The organism is Paracholeplasma brassicae (genome assembly GCF_000967915.1).
GTDB classification, from domain to species: Bacteria; Bacillota_I; Bacilli_A; order Acholeplasmatales; family UBA5453; genus Paracholeplasma; species Paracholeplasma brassicae.
The window spans coordinates 818451-840973 of the sequence record NC_022549.1 but is presented as its reverse complement, the minus strand read 5'-3'; the positions used below and the strand labels follow the sequence as shown (position 1 = coordinate 840973).

At 32.9% G+C, this 22523-nt stretch carries 26 protein-coding genes, 1 tRNA gene and 1 other RNA gene; 6 read left to right on the top strand and 22 right to left on the bottom strand.

The features are described 5' to 3' along the window. Position 1 precedes the first annotated feature (1 nt). Both mutY and BN853_RS03875 read right to left on the bottom strand, forming a co-directional pair. The gene (mutY, locus tag BN853_RS03880; RefSeq protein WP_030004644.1) at positions 2-1012 is read right to left on the bottom strand and encodes an A/G-specific adenine glycosylase; all 1011 of its coding nucleotides are present in this window, start codon (positions 1010-1012) and stop codon (positions 2-4) included. Next, entirely contained in the window at positions 1005-1529 is a 525-nt protein-coding gene (locus BN853_RS03875; protein WP_030004643.1) for a histidine phosphatase family protein, read from the bottom strand. Before BN853_RS03875 ends, mutY begins: the two co-directional genes overlap by 8 nt. A gap of 127 nt (positions 1530-1656) precedes the next feature. Here BN853_RS03875 and BN853_RS03870 point away from each other — a divergent pair, with 127 nt between their 5' ends. After that, a complete protein-coding gene (locus tag BN853_RS03870; protein WP_030004642.1) occupies positions 1657-2277 on the top strand; it encodes a nitroreductase family protein in 621 nt (206 codons plus the stop codon). 47 nt (positions 2278-2324) lie between these two features. Here the strand turns inward: BN853_RS03870 and BN853_RS03865 are convergent, their stop codons facing one another. From BN853_RS03865 to BN853_RS03800, 14 genes are all read right to left on the bottom strand, one after another. Next, positions 2325-2714 (bottom strand): F0F1-type ATP synthase epsilon subunit, encoded by a 390-nt coding sequence (locus BN853_RS03865; protein WP_030004641.1) that lies wholly within the window; start codon positions 2712-2714, stop codon positions 2325-2327. Beyond that, positions 2711-4093 carry a F0F1 ATP synthase subunit beta gene (gene atpD, locus BN853_RS03860; protein WP_030004640.1) on the bottom strand — a complete coding sequence of 461 codons (1383 nt, stop codon included), beginning with the start codon at positions 4091-4093 and terminating at the stop codon, positions 2711-2713. Before atpD ends, BN853_RS03865 begins: the two co-directional genes overlap by 4 nt. Positions 4094-4105: 12 nt before the next feature. Then, positions 4106-4960 (bottom strand): ATP synthase F1 subunit gamma, encoded by an 855-nt coding sequence (atpG, locus tag BN853_RS03855; RefSeq protein ID WP_030004639.1) that lies wholly within the window; start codon positions 4958-4960, stop codon positions 4106-4108. Further along, on the bottom strand, positions 4960-6465 hold the full coding sequence (gene atpA, locus BN853_RS03850; protein ID WP_030004638.1) for a F0F1 ATP synthase subunit alpha: 1506 nt from the start codon (positions 6463-6465) through the stop codon (positions 4960-4962). The genes atpG and atpA overlap by 1 nt, the downstream gene beginning before the upstream one ends. An 11-nt stretch (positions 6466-6476) precedes the next feature. Further along, the gene (gene atpH / locus BN853_RS03845) at positions 6477-6989 is read right to left on the bottom strand and encodes an ATP synthase F1 subunit delta (protein ID WP_030004637.1); all 513 of its coding nucleotides are present in this window, start codon (positions 6987-6989) and stop codon (positions 6477-6479) included. Beyond that, on the bottom strand, positions 6976-7521 hold the full coding sequence (gene atpF, locus BN853_RS03840) for a F0F1 ATP synthase subunit B (protein WP_030004636.1): 546 nt from the start codon (positions 7519-7521) through the stop codon (positions 6976-6978). The genes atpH and atpF overlap by 14 nt, the downstream gene beginning before the upstream one ends. Before the next feature lie 20 nt (positions 7522-7541). Further along, positions 7542-7826, bottom strand: coding sequence for an ATP synthase F0 subunit C (gene atpE, locus BN853_RS03835; protein WP_030004635.1), 285 nt, complete (start codon positions 7824-7826; stop codon positions 7542-7544). A 24-nt stretch (positions 7827-7850) separates the two neighbouring features. After that, the gene (locus BN853_RS03830; protein WP_030004634.1) at positions 7851-8510 is read right to left on the bottom strand and encodes a F0F1 ATP synthase subunit A; all 660 of its coding nucleotides are present in this window, start codon (positions 8508-8510) and stop codon (positions 7851-7853) included. Continuing rightward, complete coding sequence (locus BN853_RS03825; RefSeq protein ID WP_030004633.1) at positions 8507-8857, bottom strand: hypothetical protein; 351 nt, start codon at positions 8855-8857, stop codon at positions 8507-8509. The genes BN853_RS03830 and BN853_RS03825 overlap by 4 nt, the downstream gene beginning before the upstream one ends. Next, positions 8854-9066 (bottom strand): hypothetical protein, encoded by a 213-nt coding sequence (locus BN853_RS03820; RefSeq protein WP_030004632.1) that lies wholly within the window; start codon positions 9064-9066, stop codon positions 8854-8856. Before BN853_RS03820 ends, BN853_RS03825 begins: the two co-directional genes overlap by 4 nt. 106 nt (positions 9067-9172) lie before the next feature. Beyond that, entirely contained in the window at positions 9173-9511 is a 339-nt protein-coding gene (locus BN853_RS03815; protein WP_030004631.1) for a hypothetical protein, read from the bottom strand. A gap of 4 nt (positions 9512-9515) precedes the next feature. Then, positions 9516-10844: a C1 family peptidase gene (locus BN853_RS03810; protein ID WP_030004630.1), complete on the bottom strand. Its 1329-nt coding sequence runs from the start codon at positions 10842-10844 to the stop codon at positions 9516-9518. 27 nt (positions 10845-10871) lie between these two features. Beyond that, positions 10872-10947: transfer RNA gene (locus tag BN853_RS03805), tRNA-Arg, on the bottom strand. 155 nt (positions 10948-11102) lie between these two features. Continuing rightward, on the bottom strand, positions 11103-11411 hold the full coding sequence (locus BN853_RS03800) for a zinc ribbon domain-containing protein YjdM (protein WP_030004629.1): 309 nt from the start codon (positions 11409-11411) through the stop codon (positions 11103-11105). Between the two features lie 252 nt (positions 11412-11663). On the opposite strand from BN853_RS03800, the gene BN853_RS03795 reads away from it, so the two are divergent. Next, positions 11664-12407 carry a hypothetical protein gene (locus BN853_RS03795; protein WP_030004628.1) on the top strand — a complete coding sequence of 248 codons (744 nt, stop codon included), beginning with the start codon at positions 11664-11666 and terminating at the stop codon, positions 12405-12407. Positions 12408-12449: 42 nt separating this feature from the next. Here BN853_RS03795 and BN853_RS03790 read toward each other — a convergent pair whose 3' ends face one another. From BN853_RS03790 to hsdR, 6 genes are all read right to left on the bottom strand, one after another. After that, positions 12450-12815 carry an Hsp20/alpha crystallin family protein gene (locus BN853_RS03790; RefSeq protein WP_030004627.1) on the bottom strand — a complete coding sequence of 122 codons (366 nt, stop codon included), beginning with the start codon at positions 12813-12815 and terminating at the stop codon, positions 12450-12452. A 926-nt stretch (positions 12816-13741) separates the two neighbouring features. Next, positions 13742-14560: a hypothetical protein gene (locus tag BN853_RS03785; RefSeq protein WP_030004624.1), complete on the bottom strand. Its 819-nt coding sequence runs from the start codon at positions 14558-14560 to the stop codon at positions 13742-13744. A gap of 18 nt (positions 14561-14578) precedes the next feature. Continuing rightward, positions 14579-15430, bottom strand: a complete 852-nt coding sequence (locus BN853_RS03780) for a hypothetical protein (RefSeq protein WP_030004622.1) — start codon at positions 15428-15430, stop codon at positions 14579-14581. 10 nt (positions 15431-15440) lie between these two features. Further along, positions 15441-16853: a restriction endonuclease subunit S gene (locus tag BN853_RS03775; protein WP_030004620.1), complete on the bottom strand. Its 1413-nt coding sequence runs from the start codon at positions 16851-16853 to the stop codon at positions 15441-15443. Continuing rightward, positions 16850-18325, bottom strand: a complete 1476-nt coding sequence (locus BN853_RS03770; protein ID WP_030004619.1) for a class I SAM-dependent DNA methyltransferase — start codon at positions 18323-18325, stop codon at positions 16850-16852. Before BN853_RS03770 ends, BN853_RS03775 begins: the two co-directional genes overlap by 4 nt. A gap of 12 nt (positions 18326-18337) precedes the next feature. Continuing rightward, positions 18338-20656, bottom strand: coding sequence for an EcoAI/FtnUII family type I restriction enzme subunit R (gene hsdR, locus BN853_RS03765; RefSeq protein WP_030004618.1), 2319 nt, complete (start codon positions 20654-20656; stop codon positions 18338-18340). Positions 20657-21471: 815 nt separating this feature from the next. Between hsdR and BN853_RS03755 the strand changes: the two genes are divergently transcribed. The 4 genes from BN853_RS03755 to BN853_RS08740 all read left to right on the top strand — a co-directional run bounded on the left by BN853_RS03755 (position 21472) and on the right by BN853_RS08740 (position 22496). Further along, the gene (locus BN853_RS03755) at positions 21472-21732 is read left to right on the top strand and encodes a hypothetical protein (RefSeq protein WP_030004617.1); all 261 of its coding nucleotides are present in this window, start codon (positions 21472-21474) and stop codon (positions 21730-21732) included. Between the two features lie 110 nt (positions 21733-21842). Next, positions 21843-22181, top strand: coding sequence for a hypothetical protein (locus BN853_RS03750; protein ID WP_030004616.1), 339 nt, complete (start codon positions 21843-21845; stop codon positions 22179-22181). Further along, positions 22178-22426: a hypothetical protein gene (locus BN853_RS03745; RefSeq protein ID WP_030004615.1), complete on the top strand. Its 249-nt coding sequence runs from the start codon at positions 22178-22180 to the stop codon at positions 22424-22426. The genes BN853_RS03750 and BN853_RS03745 overlap by 4 nt, the downstream gene beginning before the upstream one ends. Beyond that, positions 22425-22496: hammerhead ribozyme type II (locus BN853_RS08740), an RNA gene on the top strand. The genes BN853_RS03745 and BN853_RS08740 overlap by 2 nt, the downstream gene beginning before the upstream one ends. The last annotated feature ends 27 nt before the right edge of the window (positions 22497-22523 follow it).

Below are 22523 nucleotides of genomic sequence, written 5' to 3'. Positions count from 1 at the left end.
GTTAATCCTTCTTTATTTGTTTATGGGCAGTTGCCATTGGATATAAATCAAAGTTTGATGGCTTTACAACCGTATAGTCTAAGTTAGAAGACGTCGTTGCATGATATACTCTCATGTCCCATTTTAAATGAGAAAACACGTGTGTGTAACTCCCGATGTCTTCATTAATAAACAGGGTTGCACCTAATTCATTAAATATGTCTTCCACATAATTAATGGATTCCGCTTCGAACTGAGGGTATAAATAGAGTCCGTTCAATAAATTCGTCTCTTGTTTTTGAAGTAGGTAATCACCTGCCTCATTTCTTAGAATCACGGTGATCCATTGAATTTCTTTCTTTTGTTTTAGTTTCGAGGTAAATGGAAGCTCACTTTGTTTGTTGTTAAGATATGCATAACAATGTTCGTTTATTGGGCAAATTTCACACTTTGGCTTTGATTTCGTGCAGAGCGTTGCACCCATTTCAATCATGGCCTGTGTGTAATTATGCGGATCGATGATCGATATATTTTTCTGATTTAAGCCATCGATGATGGTTTTCGTCTTTTCTAATCGGGTATCTTCTTTTATACCATAATAACGAGACAATGTTCTAATGACATTACCATCCGTGGCACTATAAGGTAAGTGAAATGCTAAAGATAGAATTGCACCTGCAGTATATCTGCCTATGCCTTTAAGTTTGATTAAATCGTCATATGTGTTTGGTAAAACCCCTTGGTGTTTTTCCATGATTGTCATTGCTGCATTTTTTAGATTTCTAGCTCTTGAATAATACCCAAGACCTTCCCATAACTTGTACAAGAGATCTAAATCAACCTTTGCTAAATCTTCAATGGAGGGTAGGGTTTCAATAAATCTAAGGTAATAAGGGATTACCGTTGCTGCTTGGGTTTGCTGTAACATGATTTCAGAAACCCAAATGTGATATGGATTGGTCGTGTTTCTCCAAGGTAGATCTCTTTTATTTGCTAAATACCATTTAATTAGTTTACTACTAAAATCATTCATAACTGACGACTCTAACCCCACAATGTTCAATCAAATCGTCAAACTTAGTAAATGTTGACATCACAATACCATGACATACAACAATAATCTTATTATAGTCTTTGTATTTATCAACTGCTTTTCTAACACGTCTTTTTAATTGATCAAATGTTTCATAGGTAAATAAGGAGTTTGCAGGTAAATACCCGTTATTTTTCATGTATTCAGGATACGCTGAACCTGGATTGATTGCATTTTTAAATGTAATATCAGGCATCCATTCGTGTAAATCATTTTCCACAACCAAATCGATTTGTGTGTTTTTAGAAATAATCGCTGCCGTTTGTAATGCTCTTGTATATGGGGAGCTGATAATTATTTCAGCTTGTTTTAATCTAACGTCTTTACTTACTTGATGTGCTTGTGATACACCTCTATCGGTTAACTTACCGAGATCGTATCCTTGATTAGGATACCCTCTTTCGATTACCTCATCATATCTTGGTTCACCATGTCTAATTAAGATTATTTCAGGCATAAATTGCTCCTCTTTTCTTTACTCTTGATATAATATAATTATACCATAAGAAAGTGATAAAACTAAGGATAGCAAGTTAAAAAGCAAACCATTCTTCTATCACATTTAAAAGAAAGGAACTATAATTATGAACAAGAGAAACGATTTTAATGATGTATTTTTAAACAGACGTTCGATTAGAAAATATGACTCAACGATCAAGATTTCTAGTAAAGAATTAGAGGAAATGATTAATAAAGCATTAAGAGCACCATCCGCAAACAACCTTCAACCTTGGCATATTGCTGTGATAAGTTCAAAAGAAGCCAAAGAAAAATACAGTAATTTATTCACATTTAACAGATTACAATATGAAACATCATCAGCCATTGTTATTCTATTTGCAAATTTAGATTATGCCTCTAATGCCAATGAAATTTTTGATTTAGCTTTATCAAAAGGCTATATGGATCAAGAAACCAAGGCAAGACAACTTGAACGATTTTCTAACAAAGACTCCGTGCCAAAAGAAATCATCTTAAAGACTGCCTTACTTGATTCTGGTATGTTAGCTATGAGCATGATGCTTGTGTTTCGTTCACATGGTTATGATACTTGTCCAATGGGTGGATTTAATAAAGATTTAGCTGTAAACATGTTTAATCTTGAAAATGCAACTGCTACAGTTGCAATCAGTGTCGGAGTCGCTTTAGATGAGGGTTATCAATCCGTTCGACTTCCATTTGAAAAAATCGGTACAATAGAATAGAAAAAAAACTCGAGCATTCATATCATTGATATGCCGAGTTTTTCTTTTTATAGATTACCTGCTTGTGCTTTACGTATGTTTTCACGTAAATCACGTTCTAGCTGCAAGTTGTGGGTGCTTTCTTCTTTAACAGCGAGCATCTTTTTTTGATATGAAGCTTCACTGTTCAATTTTGCTTCTTCAAGCGTATGGCCTTTTTGACAGTCTATCGCCAAAATCGATACTTCATTGTTTATAAACTCAACCGTTGCTTTATAACAAACGTAGTAGTTTGAGACGTTATTCGTGATGGTTTGAAAATAGCCATGGCGAATGGTCTGAACAATTGGAAGGTGATTTGATAAAATAGCAATTTGACCATTTTCACTTGAAACAATGAGTTTATCAATTTCTACTTTTTCAATCAATCCTTGGTAGTTATAAACGTTTAAAATCATAAACGCTCAGCCTTCTTAACGGCATCTTCAATCGTACCTACCATACCAAACGCTTCTTCTGGTAGATGGTCATGTTTACCTTCTAAGATTTCTTTAAATCCACGTATCGTATCAGATAATGGAACAAACGAGCCTTTAACACCAGTAAACTGTTCTGCCACACTCATATTTTGAGATAAGAATAATTGAACACGTCTCGCACGATGTACAACCAATTTATCCTCATCGGTTAATTCATCCATACCAAGAATTGCGATGATATCTAATAGTTCATGGTATCTTTGAATAATTTGCTGGACGTTTCTAGCGACGGTATAATGTTCTTTTCCTACAATCTCGGGCGCTAATGCTCTTGAGGTTGAAGCCAGTGGATCGACCGCAGGATAAATCCCCTCTTCGGTCAACTTACGACTTAGGTTCGTTGTCGCATCTAAGTGTGAGAAGACGGTTGCTGGTGCCGGGTCTGTGTAGTCATCGGCTGGTACATAAACTGCTTGAATCGATGTGATTGAGCCATCACGTGTCGACGTAATTCGTTCTTGAAGTTTCCCCATATCTGTTGCAAGGGTTGGTTGATACCCAACCGCTGATGGCATACGTCCTAAAAGTGCAGACACTTCACTACCCGCTTGAACAAATCTGAAAATGTTATCAATAAATAGTAAAACATCTTGTTTTTCATTATCTCTAAAATGTTCTGCCATTGTCAACCCTGATAAGGCAACACGCATACGAGCACCCGGTGACTCATTCATTTGTCCAAAGACTAGTGCTGTTTTTGTTAATACACCGGATTCTTTCATTTCTTGATAAAGATCTTGACCTTCTCTTGAACGCTCACCAACCCCCGCGAATACTGAAATACCACCAGATTCTTGTGCAACGTTGTGAATTAATTCTTGAATTAAAACGGTTTTACCAACCCCAGCCCCACCAAAAAGTCCGATTTTACCACCTTTAATGTATGGCGCAAGTAAGTCAATCACTTTAATTCCGGTTTGAAGAATCTCGATGTCGCTTGCTAATTCATTGAAGCTTGGCGCTTCTCTGTGAATCGGTGCAGACAATTTCATGTTCATCGCTTCGCCGCGATCGATTGGTTGACCAAGTACATTAAAAACACGACCTAGCACTTGATTACCAACTGGGACAAGAACAGGTGAACCTGTTGCAGTCACTTTCATACCTCTAACAAGACCTTCGGTCGCTCCAAGAGCGATTGTTCTAACGGCTTTGTCGCCAATATGAAGCGCTACTTCAAGCGTCAAAGTCGTCTTTTCATCGACTTCCACAATTAAAGCATCGTATATATTAGGTACCTCATGATCGAAACTGACATCGACAACAGGTCCTATAACTTGAATAATATAGCCTTCCATTGATATTCTCCTTTACTGATTAGAGCCATTAATGACATCAATCAATTCATTTGTAATGGCTTGTTGACGCGCTCTATGATAAACAATATTGAGCTCTTTAATGACTTTATGAGCATTATCTGTTGCGTTTTTCATCGCAAGCATACGCGAAGCATGCTCGCTCAGCTTGGCATCGGCTAAGGCACCAAAAATGCATGATTCCATATAAATTTCAGTCACACCGTCCATAATTTCATATGGACTAACATCGTACATGTATACTGAATCTAATAATGCTTTTGATTCGTGATTGTGCGTTGTTTTAATTGGCAACATAACTTCTTTTACAACTTCCTGAGTCCCTGTTGAGACAAAATGATTGTGCATTAAGTATACCTTTGAAATTAAACCAGACACGTACATATTCTTTAATACCTGTAAATCTTTTCTAAAATTGATTACTTCTAAATCATCTCTATTTGAAATGACTTGTGTATTCAACATCGGTAATTCACGTTTTTTCGCAAAGAAATAACCCTTACGACCGATCACAATCACTTGATACTCTGACTTATCTTTGTCTTTGACTTCATCTAAAAATGCTTTGAAAAGCTGATTGTGATAAGCGCCAGCTAAACCGCGATCGCTCGTAAGTAAAATATAAACATCTACTTTGCCACCACTTTGGTTAATCATAGGGTGTTCTTTACTTACTTTGGCAGTTTCATTGACGACGTTATAAAGGCGATTCATAAATGCATTGTGCGAATTAACTAAATCTTGCGACTTCTTTAACTTTGAAATAGAAATGTTGTACATAGCTTGTGTGATTGATGCGGTGTTTTCAATTGCAGTAATGCGTTGTTTAATGTGCTTTAAATTAGCCATTAGACATGCTTCTTCATACCTAGGATAAATTCATCCAATATTTTTTTATCCGGTAGTTTTTTGGTTTCATCAATCATTTGGTTGATTTGTTTTCCTAAATCAACGTGTTGTAAGCCTTGTTCGATTTCTTTTTCTAATAAACTGACTTTTGTGACATCAATGTCGTCCATAAAACCGTTGGCTAACGCGTACAAAGTGACCACTTGTGTATTCACGTGTACGAGTTGATGAACGTCTTGTTTTAGTATTTCAACGGTTTTTCTACCTCTATCTAAACGTTTTTGTGCGTTTTGATCTAAGTCAGAACCGAATTGAGCAAATGCTTCTAGTTCTCTGAAGTTGGCTAAATTGATACGCAGTGTACCTGCGACACTCTTCATTGCTTTTATTTGTGCAGAACCACCAACACGTGAGACTGATAATCCTGCGCTAATCGCAGGGCGAATTCCTGAATAAAACAACTTACTCTCTAAGAAAATCTGTCCATCGGTAATTGATATCACGTTGGTAGGAATATACGCCGAGATATCACCTGCTTGTGTTTCAATGATTGGAAGTGCCGTTATTGAGCCTGCACCATTTTCATCATTTAACTTAGCCGCGCGTTCTAGTAATCTAGAATGTAGATAGAAAATATCCCCAGGGTACGCCTCTCTTCCTGGTGGTCTTCTTAGCAGTAAGGATAATTCGCGATATGCGACTGCGTGTTTGGATAAATCATCGTATACAATTAATACATCTTTACCTAAGTGCATAAAGTATTCCGCAATCGTGACCCCAGCAAATGGGGCAAGATAGAGCAGTGTACCTTCATTAGAAGGTCCTGCTGTTACTACAACGGTGTACTTCATTGCACCTTTTTTCTCTAGTAACTGAACATTATTAGTGACACTTGACTGTTTTTGACCGATTGCAACATAAACGCAAATAACGTCTTTATCATGCTGATTTAATATCGTGTCAATCGCAAGTGTCGTTTTACCTGTTTGTCTATCACCAATGATTAATTCTCGTTGACCTCGTCCAATCGGTACTAAGGCATCAATGACCTTAATCCCTGTTTGAAGTGGAGCATCGATGGCCTTGCGGTCCATAACCTCTGGCGCTTTACGCTCTATCGGCATGTATTTTTCTGCTTCAATTACACCTGATGAATCAAGTGCATTACCAAGTGGGTCAACGACCCTACCTAATAGCGCATTTCCGACAGGTATTTCAAAAATACGACCAGTTGTTCTTACTATGTCGCCTTCTTTAATCTTATCGGAACCACCAAGTAAAATTACACCCACTTGGTGTTCTTCTAGGTTGAATACGAGCCCTTTAACGTCGTTTGGAAACTCTAGTAGTTCCCCCATCATTGCTTTTTGTAAGCCATAAACGATGGCAATACCGTCACCGACACTTAAGACGTTACCGACGTTTTCTAATTTAATGTCTTGTGCATAGTCATTGATTTGTTTTTTTATGACTTCAGCCATTTCTTTTATTCTTATTTTTGACACATCTTCACCACCTAAATTAATGATTCGAGTTCTTTAAGCTCATAGGCTAAAGAACCGTCTAAGGATTGACTTTGATAAATCACTTTTACACCACTGATTAAGTTCTCATCAATCACTGTGTAAAACTCTACGGTTAAACCACCCAAATATGGTTTAACTAATCTTTCTAACACTGTTTTTTGTGCTTCAGTTAACGTCTTTGCTGAATATAATCCCACATAAGCTACCTTTTGTGAGCGTCTTGCCATAATCATCCATTCAATGAACAATTGATTATAGGACTCGATGAGCCCATCTAAAACAAGACGTATCAAAAAAGACGAAAAGTCCTCATCAAAACCAATCGATTTTATCATTTCTTCTTTTTTTGATGTGGCTATTGATGGTAATGAGATCATCTTTAACCAATCGCTGTTTTGATCTAAGAGTTGTTTTAGCGCTTCGAATTCTATAATAAATAAATCCAATTTATTTTTTTCCTTGGCAATTTCAAGGAGTGCTTTTAAGTATTTATCTCGTTTCATTGCCTAGTTTTTCTTCGATGATACCATTGAGCAGGTCATCGTGAACTGACTTATCAATTTCTCTGCGGACAATTTTTTCAGCTGCAGCGAAAGCCACTTCTTTAATGGTATTTTTTATTTCTAAATTGGCTTCTTCTATTTCAAATTCAATGTCTTTCTCAACTTTTTCAAGTCGAATTTTCGCTTCACTCTTAGCTTCATTAATAATTAATTCTTTTTGCTTATTCGCTTCTAGTACAAGTCGTTCTTTTAACTCATCGGTTTCTTTTTTGAGCACTTGATAGTCCAGCTCCGCTTTTTTCTTCACTTCATCCGCTTCTCTTGCCATTTCTTTGGCGTGCTCTAAAGATTCGTTAACTGCTTTTTGTTTGTTTTCAAGAAACTCAGTGATTGGTTTCCAAAAAAATCGTCGGATTACTAGAAACAAGATAATTGTTGATATAAATTGTAGCAAAGTTGCTTGCCAATCAACAAAAACAGATTCTAAACCCTCACTGATGGACCTTGCAAGTCTTTCAAATACTTCATTCACCTTGATCAGTCCTTTTATTTTTATTTACTTGCTAAAATGATTGCGATAATTAATGAGTAAATCGCAGAGGTTTCAACCATCACTTGTCCAACAATCATGGTGACCGTGATTTTACCTGATGCTTCTGGTTGACGTCCAACCGCTTCCGCACCTTTCATCGCTGCAAACCCTTGTCCAAATGATGTACCAGCTGCTGTTAAAATTGCGATACCAGCCCCTAGATAAGCCATACCTCTTGCAAAAAACTCATTGTATTCTGCAGCTAAAACTAAATTTGGAATAAATTGTAATAATAAATCTAACATGTTCTTTTTCTCCTTTTTCTTTCTTTATTCTTCAGACTCCAACTTAAGTGAAGTCAAAATTACCGTCAATAATACAAACACCATCGCTTGAATGAATCCAAAGCCGACGTCAAACAATGCATGAAGCGGTGCGGCAGCAATCGGTGCTAGCCAGCCAAGTGCTTCGTAAACTAGTGTTAGTAGCATCGCACCACTCGCAATATTACCAAACAGACGCAAAGTCATTGATAACAGCGGTGTCACATCACCAACCATATTAATCGGAAACATAAACGGGAGTGGTTCAAACCAAGTCTTGATGTGTCTCCAACGTCTGCTGATGATACCTGATGATTGAATTGTGATAACCGCAAACAACGTCAATGGAAATGTAATCGCTGTAAATTTAGTCGGTGTGACTAATCCAAATAACCCAGAGATATTAGCGACAAAGATGTAGATACCTAAGGTCATCACCATTGGGGTTACCCACCGCCACAATTTACCAACGTTATTTTTGACAAATCCATTGAAAAACTCAACAAAAAAGATCCCAGTTGCAACCATTTTTGATGGTTTATCCCCAATTGCCATGTGTTTAACTCGATAACCTATGTATCCCAGCACAATCATTAAGAATGCCATCACGATCCATGAAGATATCAAATAGTCAGGAATTGGTTGAAATTTAAATAGAATGGTCACCTAATTTCCTCCTTTTGGTGGATAATAAATGAAACAATCATGCTTACTTTAATCGTTACGATACCTAAGGCAATCAAGATTAACGTCATCACTTCTTTTTCAATTAAATACCCTATAAATAATATAATACCGTAGATTAAGATTCGAATGGTCGAGTTGAACACAACCATCCAATAACCGTGTTTACTTTTTGCTGATTTCAATATCAGTTTAAAATTAAGATAAGCAACCAAATAGCCCAACAAAAACCACAAAGCCTGAAGGTAATTATACAACATGAAAATTAATATCGAGACGATTACTGCAATGATCAAACTTATTTTAAGCGCATGATTTAACTGTTTCATACCTTATTTTCTCTTTTAATCATTGATACAATAAATGATGTTGTAATAATCAACCCAATAAACATCCCAATGACGCCAAATATCGCTGATAAATAAGCTGATTCAGGAAAATACCGGTTACCAATAAAAACGCCTAGAATTGCTAGACCAGCCATTGTAAATAAATATTCAGTTACAATAAAGTAAAATCGGAATGTTTTATTTTTCATTTCAGCACAAAAGCACCTGATTAAGGGTGCTTTCTCCTTATAGTCTTGTCTTAATCTTTATTAATTATAACATGAACCACGAATATTTTCATTAAATATTATAAAATTAGTCGTAGAATTCAACCCATGTGAAAGGTTCAAATGGGATGTGATTTGACAATAGAAAATTTTTTATATCTTCTAAACTTGAGACGTACTTGAAATGTGAACTAACTTCATCAAATAAATGCTCATCACTGTAGACGTCAATGTTCGGATTAATAGCGCTTAAAAATTTCTCTTTATCATTCTTTTTAATAATTATACTATACTCGTATTTATTTGCTGCAGAGACATATATCGATTCTTGATCGTTCTTTTTAAGATCATAATACGTAAATGTGACCGATGCATCTGGTCCTAAATCTATTGAAATACAATAACCATTTGTTCTGCAAAATTCCATAGCCTTACCTCGCTAATGAGCCCATTGGGTCCCATGGTTTTAATCGAATCGGTTTTTCATTATAGGCGTCTAATTCATCTTTAGTTAAATACTTTTTATGGATAACTGCTTGATATGTATGTTCATAAAACCACGATTGACTCATCAAGTAATAACCTTTAAGTCCCCTATCACTACCCCAACTATTTTCGATTTTCCATTTGGTTGGTTTATTGTCCTCAATGTTAACACCTGTAATAACCATAGCATGATTCATTTGACCTTGAAGATAATCTAAACGTTCGGCTTTTGTCATTGAAAAACTCATTTCAAAAGTCGATTCATAGTCATAGGCTTGATCATCCCAAATACCTCTTGTACGATCACCATAGAAAGCAACGTCACTGCCAAACCATACGATTTCCTTATCCTTTAATTGATTAACGGTTAACTCGATTAACCGTGCCATAGATAAGTTTAAATGTTTAATTTCTTTTCCACCAATGACGTTTCCTAAATAATCAATTGTGTAACTCTTCAAAAATGGTTTATCACTTGTTGGTGAATTGATGACACTCACATAATCATTTAAATTGATTTGACAAACTGATTTGTAAAATGACTGAGGGGTTAATTTTTTTTCAATGTGATAAACGTTCTTCTTTGTGACGTATTCAAAATTGAATTCTTTTGGTGGAATACCAAAATTCGTGACTAAGAAACCATACAATTCTTCTAAGGTCTGACTTTTCAATTGAATGATTTCATTTGTTTTGTTTTCTTTGGCTAACGCTCTTGCTCTTGCAGCGTATTGTCTAAGTTTGATATTAATAAAACGATTCATTTGAGCCGTATTTGATGAGGCATGTGTTTCTGGCATTGCCTCTTTCGGTACAACCCCATATTTTTCAACAAGTGAAACAAACATGTCCCACTGACCTCCATCTTGAATACCAAGTTGAAGCAAATGTTTTAAGGTTCGATCGTCGTTATCAACGGTTAAAAAATCATCCATTGACTCTAAGAAAAAATTGATTTTCTCGAATTTATCCCAAAAAGCTTGATAATTTTGTGAAAACTCGAAATCTTTTAACTCTAATTTATTGGCAACGAGTTCTCTTAATACATTTAAACCAGCAAATAACCAACATCTACCTGAGGCTTTTTGATTGGTTACAGGCAGTGTTTCAATATCATTGGAAAAACGAAATTGAATCTCTGTTTCTCTTTCATTTACGTAAGTTATATCAGAGATACTGTTTTTAACTAACGCTTTTCTGACCACCTGTTGTATGGGTTTATTTAAATAGTTCTGTTTCATTTCATCGATATGTTCGATTTTTACTTCCTTCATGTTAAATCCCCCTTTAATTAAATAAAATGGCGCTCCGAAAAGGACTCGAACCTTCAACCTTCACCTTAGGACGGTGCAGCTCTATCCATTGAGCTATCGGAGCACTTGTTCACATTTTACCACTTTAATGACTATATTGTCTATAATTGGTCGTTAATTATGAGAAAACTTTATTTTTTTTAATTGATATGACTTTTGATTTAAACTAATAAAAAAATGCTAATTTCTACTAGCATTTATCTTATTTTCCACAGTCACTTATGCCTTTTTGACAAATTCACTCTTTAAATTCATTTGTCCAAAACCTGAAATGCGGCAGGCGATATTATGATCACCCTCTTGAATTTTAATTTTATCAACTTTGGTTCCCTGCTTTAACATGTTAGAAGCCCCCGACACTTTTAAATCTTTTATAACAATTACAGCATCACCATCAACTAGTTTGTTTTTATTGGCATCTAGCACAAAGACTTCTGGATTTTTATCCCATTCATATTGACATGCCGAACATACCATCATTTCTCCATTTTCATACGTGTACTCAAACCCGCAGCTTGGACAACTCATAAAATCACCTTTTCAATTATTATTTTTTCAACTCTTTATTATTGTAACATGATTTATATAATAATCCAATTTCCTTTTAAATATCTATTAAATTCAAAAATACTTTATCTTGCGTTTTATATAAAAGTATATAGAGAATACAAAAAAATGTAGGTAAATAGGCATTTTCATTCCGCCTTTTATCTACATTTTACAACCGCCCTTTACAAACATCATAGCAAATAGTACAATAAAATAAAAAGGACTAAAAATATGATAAATGCACTTAATGGTATGATTAAGCTTGCACAACGTATCGCAAACTATGATGATTGTCTGTGCTTACTTGGTTTAGGTAGTATGAGCGAAACTTTCCGTATGGATGAATATTCAGACATGGACTTTTTCTTAATTGTCAAAAACGGAACAAAACCATACTTTATGAAAAATCTCAAATGGCTGGCTTTTGATGAAATTGTCTTCAGTTTTCAAAACTCTAATGATGGCTATAAAGCATTATTTAAAGATGGAAATTTCGCTGAATTTGCTATTTTTACTGAAGATGAAATACTTGAAGCAACATTTACATTAGGAAAAGTTTATTATGCAAGACCTGGTTTTGATTTAGATAAAATTCGTCCACGTAAAATACGTGAACGAAAACTAAACATAGAATACAATGTATGTGAAGCTTTAGCAAATATTTACATTGGATTAAATCGCTTAAAGCGTGGTGAAATTGCTTCAGCTACAACCTTTATACAAAGTTACGCATTTAATTTGATTATTGATTTGTTCGGTGTTGTCTTTACACCAACGAATCAAAATACAGATTATTTTGTCGCAGAAAGACGAATTGAAGAACGCTACAAGGAACATAAAAACTTTATTTCGAACATGCGAAAAGGCTATGAGTTCAATAAAGAATCTGCAGAAATAATGTTAAACTTTTTAATCCAATATTTTGAGCCAAACATCTACATGGTGAAAAAAATCAAAAGATTATTACAAGCGTAGAAAAAATGCGACTTAACTAAAAATTGTTAAGTCGCATTTTTTCTATTTAATGTCTAAATATTTTGTGGATGTTGTATTTGTCGAATCTTTTGGGACTTCAATTTCGAGAATTCCGTTGTCGTATTTACCTTTTAATTCATCAAGGCTTACATCACCGACATAATAACTACGAGTCATTGAACCATAACTTCTTTCACGACGAATATAATTGTCTTTTTTATCCTCAATTTCGCTACTTGAAATTGCTGATACGACTAAATAGCCACGTTCAACGCTTACCTTTATATCTTCTTTTTTGAAACCTGGTAAATCAATTAGGAAGGTATACGCATTGTCCGTTTCTTTAATATCGGTTTTCATTACTTTGGATTTTGGACGGTCAAACTTTTTGAAGAAATTCTCGATCAAGTCTCTATCTCTTCTAAAAACATCTACTATGCACAAATTGATAAATTATTAGATGAAGGTGCAAATGCAGTACTTAAGTCCAAATTTATCAAAGATGAGATAAATGATTTATTAGAAAAGACAATCAAAGCATCTGGTGTAGATGATAAGATTAATGAATTAACCTTAAAAGCTGAATCATTAAGCAATGAGCTATCTAATCTAAATAGTCTAAAGATAGATACTTCTGCTAGAAATCAAATCAAAGAAAAAATCAAGGTTGAGCTGAGTGAAGTAAATGAGCAGTTTCTAACTTTAAGATATAAAAAATTAATGAACTATACATATGAAAAAAACATCCCCTTATTCATGAGAAAGCTTAAGGATCTCAAAAACAAAAGGGATGTTGATTTAAAAGAAATATTTAGTTACGTAATAGCAGTGGATAGAGATAATCTTATTTTATGTATTCATTTATCAAATAGAAACATAAATGAAATCGACTTAAATGTTGAAATAGATAATATACCTTTTAAATCTTGAAACTTTAAATTCATTCAAACAAGGCTTCACATAGACGTTAACTGGACAATTATCATCATATAACTCGAATAGCCTTTATACCTGTTTTCAAAAAAGGCACGAAATCTCGAATAGCCTTTAAACATCTCGGATTAAAAAGCCATAAAATCTCGAATAGCCTTTAATCAACCCTAGTATTTTAGGATTAAAATCAATAATAAAAACATCATTTTATTCAAAAATATTAATTTATATAGAAAAACACCATATCGCTTCAACACTACTTCAAACATACTTCAACAATACTTAAAAGATAAAAAAAAATGCTACCTTTTACGGTAGCATTAATAAATATCAAAATGTCTTGCTGTAAATGAAATGCTACATTCTTTTATAGGTTTGTGTTGATTATGCTTCAAGAATTTCTAAGCTTCATTAACATAAATAAAATCATCAAAAGTATAAGGAATCGAGAAAATGTTTTCTCCAATATCAAAAGTTATAATAACCGTAAGTTTAATATCTTCTATTCCGTTTTGAGTTATAATTTCGTTTGTAACAAATTGTTTGTTTGGCATTATATTTTCAAAAACATTTAAATACTTATATTGTAATTCATTATTATACAATTCATAAAATTCAGATTGATAATCTACTTTATTACTATGATATAATTTAAACTCCAATTCTATCTTAGTAATAAATTGGTATAAGCTAACCATTTTATTTTGATTAAATGAAACAAATGGTAAGGTATATGTAAATCCATCACGATTGCTCCAATCTTCATTATTATAATTAAACATATCAACTCTTTCAAGATCTATGTCTCCACTGTTGTATTGCTTTTCAATAATTTCATTGGCAAATGAGATATCTTCTTTTTCAATCATTGGTATAACTAGCCATTTGTCATCAGGCGTTTTAATTAAAACATCATTATCTCGAGCTTGAATGACATCAACAGTTTGTTGTTGGTTAATAATATTTTCTAACTCTAAATATTGCTCTTGAACTGTATTTATCTGATTTTCTAGACTTTGATATTGTTCCTGGATATTTGAAATAGTATTTTCAAATTCCACTTTTATATCTTGTACTGCATTTTTAGCTGTAAAAGATACTATCACTGAAAATAGAAACGATATTACAGCCAATGCAAGAGTTCCTATTTCAACTTTTAATTTCTTATTTAAATATTTTTCTTCAGTCTTTTCATTCTTATTATTTTCAGGTTTCCTCATTTACACTTTACTTCCTTTTTAATTATTTTTATCACTATCTTGGATTCCTATATTATTTGAATCATTAATCTTATTTATTTTATTGAAAATTAAAGGTATTAATATTGCCGTTAATAACATCGTTAATATATCTTGTGTTTTGTTAAATTTTTCAACATCATTAATGAAAGATGTATCAATTTCTGTGATATAAAGTAAACCAACAAAACTAGATATAATAAATATTAGAATCAAATCTTTTCTCTTAACTATCCAGATGCTATTTTTAATAAATTTTATTCTTAAATCTTGGATATATAAATACAAATTTAAGATTAAACTAGATAACAAGATAATCGGAAACAGTATAGTAAATGTATTTTTAAAGAAATAGGCATTCAAATAAATGAACTCCATCATTCTCATCAAGTTTCCTTCTCCTAAAAAGTAAATCAAAAACCCCATTTGAAACCAAAATAACAACATTAAAGTTTCTCTTACAACAGCTTCTTGACTATCGTGAATCTTTTCTTTATTATAAAGAATCATTGTGGTCCAAAGAATAGATACTAAAATCATTATAGATAGGAAGATTAAAGTGCCAAACTGCCAAGTATAAATAATTCCCATAACCACTGGCAACCATATAGCTAAGGTTGCTAGAGCAATCGAAAGAATTGAAATAACAAATCCAAAAATCAATGTTATGATAGCAACAATGAAAGATTGAATCTTGTTTATTTCTTTTCCTATTATTTTATTACCCTGTTTTTGCTTTAAGTTAACATTTTTCATTATCTTCTTGAAATTACCTTGTTTAATCATTTTATTCAGATAATATAATAGATACACAAAGTTTATTGTTGTGAAAATAATTACAATAACATTCATCATTTATCACCTACGTATTTAATAAATCAATTTTAAATAGTTCATCTAACTTTTCAACTATACGTTTTTGTTCTTCTAATGGCGGAAGAGGTATCAATTGTTCTTTTGTTAATCCTACCGTTATTTGTGGTTGAGCAGTACCTGTAGTGGTAAATACATCTTTTTTCATTCCCAAAAGACAATAATAAATATAATTGCTTATGGACGGTAAATAACTCTTTATATACATAGTCGTTTGCGTTGATGAAGCTTCATCTACTTTTATTAAATTTACATAACCAATTGAAGCACCGCGTGCAGGTATTACAAAATCTCCTTTTGTTAATTTAAGTTTGTTATTATCTTTCTTAACATATCCTAACGGATCATCTGAAATTGTTGCACTATAAACCGGATCACCTTTTTCAACCATATCTTTCTTTAATAAGGTTTGTCCCATTCCCATCGTTCCCAAATCACCTATTTTTATCCATCGCCAATTTTCTGGAATATCAAAAGGTTGCTTATTATAACTTTTAATCAGTTCAATTTTTTCATTCTTCTTTTTTTCCAGTAAAACAATAATATCTTCAGTAGTTTCCACTTCTAAATTTTGGTTAGTCAATTTTCCACTTACTGCATTCCGTAATATCGCATTCTTAAGTTTTTCAGGAAATTTAACTTCTAGATCTTTCAATGCTTTTTCATCTTGTTCTAGCCTATCAATCTCTGCAAGCAAAACCTCTAGTTTTTCAACAATACGTTTTTGTTCTTCTATTGGAGGAATAGGGACTGAAACTTCCCTAATATCTTGTATAGAAATACTTTCTTGAGCGGTAGCTTTTTTATTTCTTTTTAGTTGGGCATCGCCATATTCGCTTCTTAAAAAAAATAATAAATACTCTTCTAATATATTTTTTCTAAAATGATTGAATAATTCTATCTTCCCAACATTAGAACCTAAATGAGCTTCAAAATCAGCTTCAAAAATAGCAATGTTCCCAATTGTACCTACATATGGTGTTAATAAACACTTTCTATCTAATCTACTTCTAGATAATAATTGAGATACCAACTTAGGAATATAACTTTCAAACTCAAGATTCATTTTTCCGTTTTGAATATTTTTTCCTTTAAATAACGGGACTCCACTTTCAACTAGATTATTAGCAATATATTTTGTATATTCAAATCCAGCAAGTTTTGTTACAAATGCAATTTCATTTATGTTAGTGATTACCCAGTTTTTCGGAATATTTATATCTATAACATTTTTGTTTTTTAATTTAGAATATTTAATTGTTTTTTCAGATAACAATCTACCTCTGTCTTTTTTTATTTGATTGATTAAATCAATTGCATTTCCATCCCTATCAAATTGTTCAGATAACTTTCCTTCCATAGCAGCCTTAAGTACTGCTTTTCTCAACTTTTCTGCAATCATTCTTTGATACCTAATAATTCTTCAATTTGTTTGATTTTCTTATCTATCTTTGCATTTAAAGCATTTCTTCTTTCGTGAAATTGTCTAATTGTTTCTTCGGGAGATAAAACCTCTTCTTCAAATGTAGGATATCCACATAAATCAAAATCATAATCTCTATTAACTAAGTCTTCTACTGTATAACATTTAGCCTTGAATGTATCAGTATCAGTATCTTTAATTTCTACTCTATTTTCCCACCATGAAATTGCATCTTTAAAGTGATCTAATTGCATCGGTCTTGTTTTTGAGAAAGCTTTATAGCCTTCAGGTAAATCCACTCTATAGAACCATACATTCTTTGTTTTAGATCCATTATCAAAAAATAATATGTTTGTAGTTATTGATGTATAGGGTGCAAACACACTCTTAGGTAGTCTTACAATTGTGTGTAAATTAAATTCTGTTAATAACTTTTTCTTGAGTTCAGTTTTTGCTCCATCAGATCCAAATAAGAAACCATCAGGAATAATAACGGCAGCTCTACCATTTTTCTTTAATCTATACATAATGACAGACATAAAAAGATCGGCAGTTTCACTACTTCTTAAATCTGCTGGGAAATTACTTTTAACAATTTCATTTTCAGTACCACCATATGGGGGATTCATTAATACAACATCAAATTTTTCATGGTCTTTATATTCTCTAACATTTCTTTCTAAAGAGTTTCCATGAATAATTTGTGGGGTATCAATATCATGAATTAACATGTTAGTGATTGCCAGTAAATAAGGTAGTGGTTTTTTCTCAATACCATATACGCTTTCATCATATAAACGTTTATCTTCAGCTGTTTTAACTTGTTTTTCTAATTCTTTTAACGTTGAAGTTAAAAACCCACCTGTACCACAAGCAAAGTCTGCTATTTTTTCACCTAATATAGGTTTGATCATTTGTACCATAAAATCAGTTACTGCTCGTGGTGTATAAAACTCACCTGCATTACCTGCACTTTGTAGATCTTTTAAGACTGTTTCATAAATTTCGCCAAAGGCATGTTTTTCTTTATGATCATCAAAATTAATGGCATCAATGACATTAATAACCTTACGCAATTGAATCCCATCTTTCATGTACTGGTTTGAATCCTCAAATACTGCCTTAACAATTGCTTGTCTAACAGGTGTTTTTTCATTAATCTCTAAATTTTTTAATGTTGGAAATAGTTCGTTGTTTATAAAGACTAACAATTCTTGACCTGTTTTTGACTCACCATCTTTATGATCAACAGCCCAGTTTCTCCATCTTAGGTCTTCTGGAATAATTGATACATAATTAGGATTGTGAAACTCCCAATCTTCTTCTTTTGTATCATAAACTTTTAAAAATAAAAGCCATGTCATTTGCTCAATTCTTTGAGCATCACCATTAATACCATTATCTACACGCATGATATTTTGTATTGTTTTTACAAATCCATTTAAACTCAATTTAATTCACTCCTATGCTGTTTTATATAGCTGTTGTTGTAGTTCTTGTACTGCTAACAAATAACTTGTTCTACCACCAAATAATTTAGCGATCCTTGTCGGACTACCTAAATTACTAAAGGGTTGGGTTTCAAGTATTTTAGTATCTTCTAAATCATTAATTCCGCCATCCATATATTTTTCTAATAAAGAAGAAAGTACTTCCCTACATATTTCATTATATTTATCTAAATAACCTCTATCTTTAACATGCTTAACTCTTTCAGACTTGGTTAAAGGTTTTTTATCATATGCAATATGAAGAATCAAATCAAAATCATCATAATCTGTTTTAGATTCATCTCTTAAAGCATCTAGAAAAACACCGCGTTCAAATAATTCTTCTATAATTGCCGTCTTCTTTTCTGCTTCAGTCCACATATGGATAAATTCATCCATGGTCGCATATTCATTTAAAATATTTCTCTTGGTATAGTCAACTAAACTTTCGGTAATTAATTTCCCGTCATTACCATAATACTGAACTCTCTCACTTAATATAGTGACATCCACATTATTAACTCTAAATTTTTTATGGTCGCCAATGATTTCTACTGGTTCAACAAACTCATCATCTGCATCATCAACCGGTGTAACTTTTGGTTCTTCGATGTCATCAATATCTTTAGGTTCAAAAATAGCCACTGGATCACCATCAAAAGCATCATCTGCAAATAATCGCGTCACGTTTCTAAAGTCCATGATTGTAAAATAATATTTTTCTTGGTCTGGATATAGCCTAGTTCCCCTACCAATTATTTGTTTGAACTCAGTCATTGAGTTAATATTATTATCTAAAACAATGAGTCTAGCGGTCTTAACGTCTACACCAGTACTTAATAATTTAGATGTTGTAACAACCGTTGGATATTTCTCAAAAGGATCAATGAAATAATCTAATTGCGATTTACCATAATCATTATCACCAGTTATTCGCATGATATATTTATCGTTTTCTTTGACTAAATCCGTATTTTCATTAACAAGTGCTTGTCTCATTCTTTCAGCATGATCGATATCTACACAAAAGATGATAGTTTTACTGAATCTATCATTGTCATGTAGCCACTTGGTGATTCTTTTAGCTACTTCTTTAGTTCTATCATCTATGATTAACTTTTTGTCAAAGTCTTTAGAACCATACTCACGGTCTTCAATTTCTTGACCATACATATCCATTTGTCCTTTATATGGTCTCCAACCTTCTAAATCTTTATCTAAGTTAATACGAATCACTTTATAAGGCGCTAAGAAACCATCATCGATACCTTGTTTTAAACTATAGGTATAAACAGGCTCACCAAAATAATCAATATTACTTATGTATTTTGTTTCTTTAGGCGTTGCAGTCATACCAATTTGAATTGCTGGTGAAAAATATTCTAAAATCTTACGCCACTGTGAATCCTCTTTTGCACTACCACGATGTGCTTCATCAACTAAAATTAAATCGAAAAAGTCTTTTTTAAATTCTCTAAATGGTTCTTCATTCTCATCGCCTGCAAGTTGATGATATAAACTCATATATATTTCATAAGCACTGTCTAATTCTTTACCCTTGATTTTGGTCATTACCTCTTCAAAAGGTTTAAAATCTTGTTGCATCGTTTGATCGATTAATATATTTCTATCTGCCAAATATAAAACTCTTTTTACTTTTCTTTGTTTCCAAAGTCTATGAATGATTTGGAATGCAGTGTATGTTTTACCTGTTCCTGTAGCCATAACAAGTAATATTCTTTTTTGGCCCTTAGCGATTGTTTCTACTGTTCTTTGAATCGCAACTCTTTGATAGTACCTAGGACTCTTCGTATTAAATGGTGCATAATAATAAGGTTCAGAAATGATTTCTTCTTGTTCATTATTAAATCCTTTTCCTTTAATATACCTGTCCCAAAGCTCAGATTCCGATGGAAACTCATCCAATTTGAGTTCTCTTTCTTGCCCAGTAAAAAAATCATGCTCTAAAAAGCCATTACCATTAGATGAATAAGCAAAAGGAATATCCAGTATTTGCGCATATTCAATTGCTTGTTGCATACCAGCACCAACACTTTGGGTTAAATCTTTTGCTTCAATGACTGCTAGTGGGATTTCTCCGTGTTTACTCTTCAAAAGATAATCAGCCTTTTTGCCTCTTGCCCTTCTTACTTTTTTTCCTGATACTTTTATTTGACCATCCGTAAAGTAATATTCTTTGTTGATTTGAGTTTTGCTCCAACCAATGTTTTCAATTGCTGGATCAATATACCTAAATTTAACATCTTCTTCTGTTAATTTTTTCATATTCATTTCACCCCTATTTAATACATTTAAACTTATTTTATAATCAATTATTTATTTGCATTTTCATCGAACACATATTTCCTATATTATAGCATTATTATGAGTTTTTTGAAAGAATTAACAGTAAACTAATTGTTTATTAGTTATAATTATAGAAAATTAGTAAATTTTATTATATTTGTACTCCACTGGCCTAACTACAAATATCAATCTTTAGTATATAATTGAGGTATAAATTAAATAAATCATAATCGGTGGTATAAAAATAAAAATGCCGCCCTTTTAGGCAGCATTAATAAATATCAAAATGGCGTTGCAAGAGGGATTCGAACCCCCGACCGACGGCTTAGAAGTCCATCACCCAATTAATCAAGTTGAATGGGTGCCGACGTCATAAAATTTTTAACTCCCGACACCATTCATTGTAATGGTGCTTTTTGTTTTTTAGCACTCAATGGTAGTTACATAGCTTCCGGCACGTTGTTATGTAACTACCATGGGGGAGTCTAAGAAATGGAGTGATTGCATGTCATTTTTTACAATAAAAAACATCCTGGTAAATGAGTACCCAAATTATGGACCATACCGGATTTATAAAAAAGTGATTGAACTCATTCGAGATCAACAAACAGCTGATAGGTTCATGCTCTCTAACCATGGGGGATTTACCAAGGGAGAATTGAACAAGATAAAATACGATATCGAATACCGGAAATACAGATATCGAAAAAACCCGCCATCATAGTGGGTTATGCAGGGGACACTAGCTTCTAGCAATCCTATTGTCCTCTGCATAAATCACTATGAAAGGATTGCTAGAAATGAGAAATAAATATGTATATACGATATATGAGCATGCCACCGGGCGTTATCTAGAGTTCTTCTCTAGTCTTGACAGGGCATTACAATTTGCATTATCAAATGGTTTGAAAATCAGAGCATGGAACTATGAAGGGTCTTACACGGGTAAAAAAAGCATAGCACATGATTTCAGGCTCGATGGCAAATACTATGATGATTCGAGGCACACACACATTTTTGTAAAAATAAAGCTTGATGGTAACGGAACATTAAACATTTAATTGTTAGAACAAAATCACGTGAAATTGTTGCAACAAATAATCGATTAATTGTTAGAACAAATAACCTGGATAATTGTTGTAAAAAATAACTGAAGAGAGGGATTGCTAGAATGATACCAGTTAAGAGTATTGAAAAAGACTTAATCGCTAAGTTAGAAAAAGAAACCAAACACGAAATTGAGCATTACAATTTCAAATATGATCAAAATGAGATTGAACTCATGTTTACATTCAAGTCTCAAGTAATTACGGCCTATTATGAGGTAGATAAAGGACAACTTACTTTCAAAAACGTGAGTGGTGTAAATATCAATCTTAAATTATTTATCGCTTTAGAGAACTTGTTTAACAAAGAATTGACGATTCTAACCGAAGAAGATGATTTGACTGATGATGATGTAAAAGCCCCTGTAAACGCAAGAGTTCACACATGGTTTGTTGAAAGATGAATGAGATCAGAGCGATAGAATTTGATAAGCACATTAAATCAATGGGCAAATTAGAGCGTCTAAGGGCAAAGATTCAAATCATCAAGCTTGAAATTGAAAATTGTAGAGAAATCACCCAGGGCATTGGATTTCATTTCGTATATGGTCGTGAACTTGATATTGAAGAATTACAAGGTAGACACTACACACTAAATAACCTCTATAGAGAATTAGATAAGCATTTAACATCAGACTTACCATTTTAATCGAAACAAGCCTTAACCTTGGGGCTTGTCTATCAGAGATTGACTCCTGATACTGATGAGATAGTCAAAACTAAATATCAAATAGAAAGGATTGCTA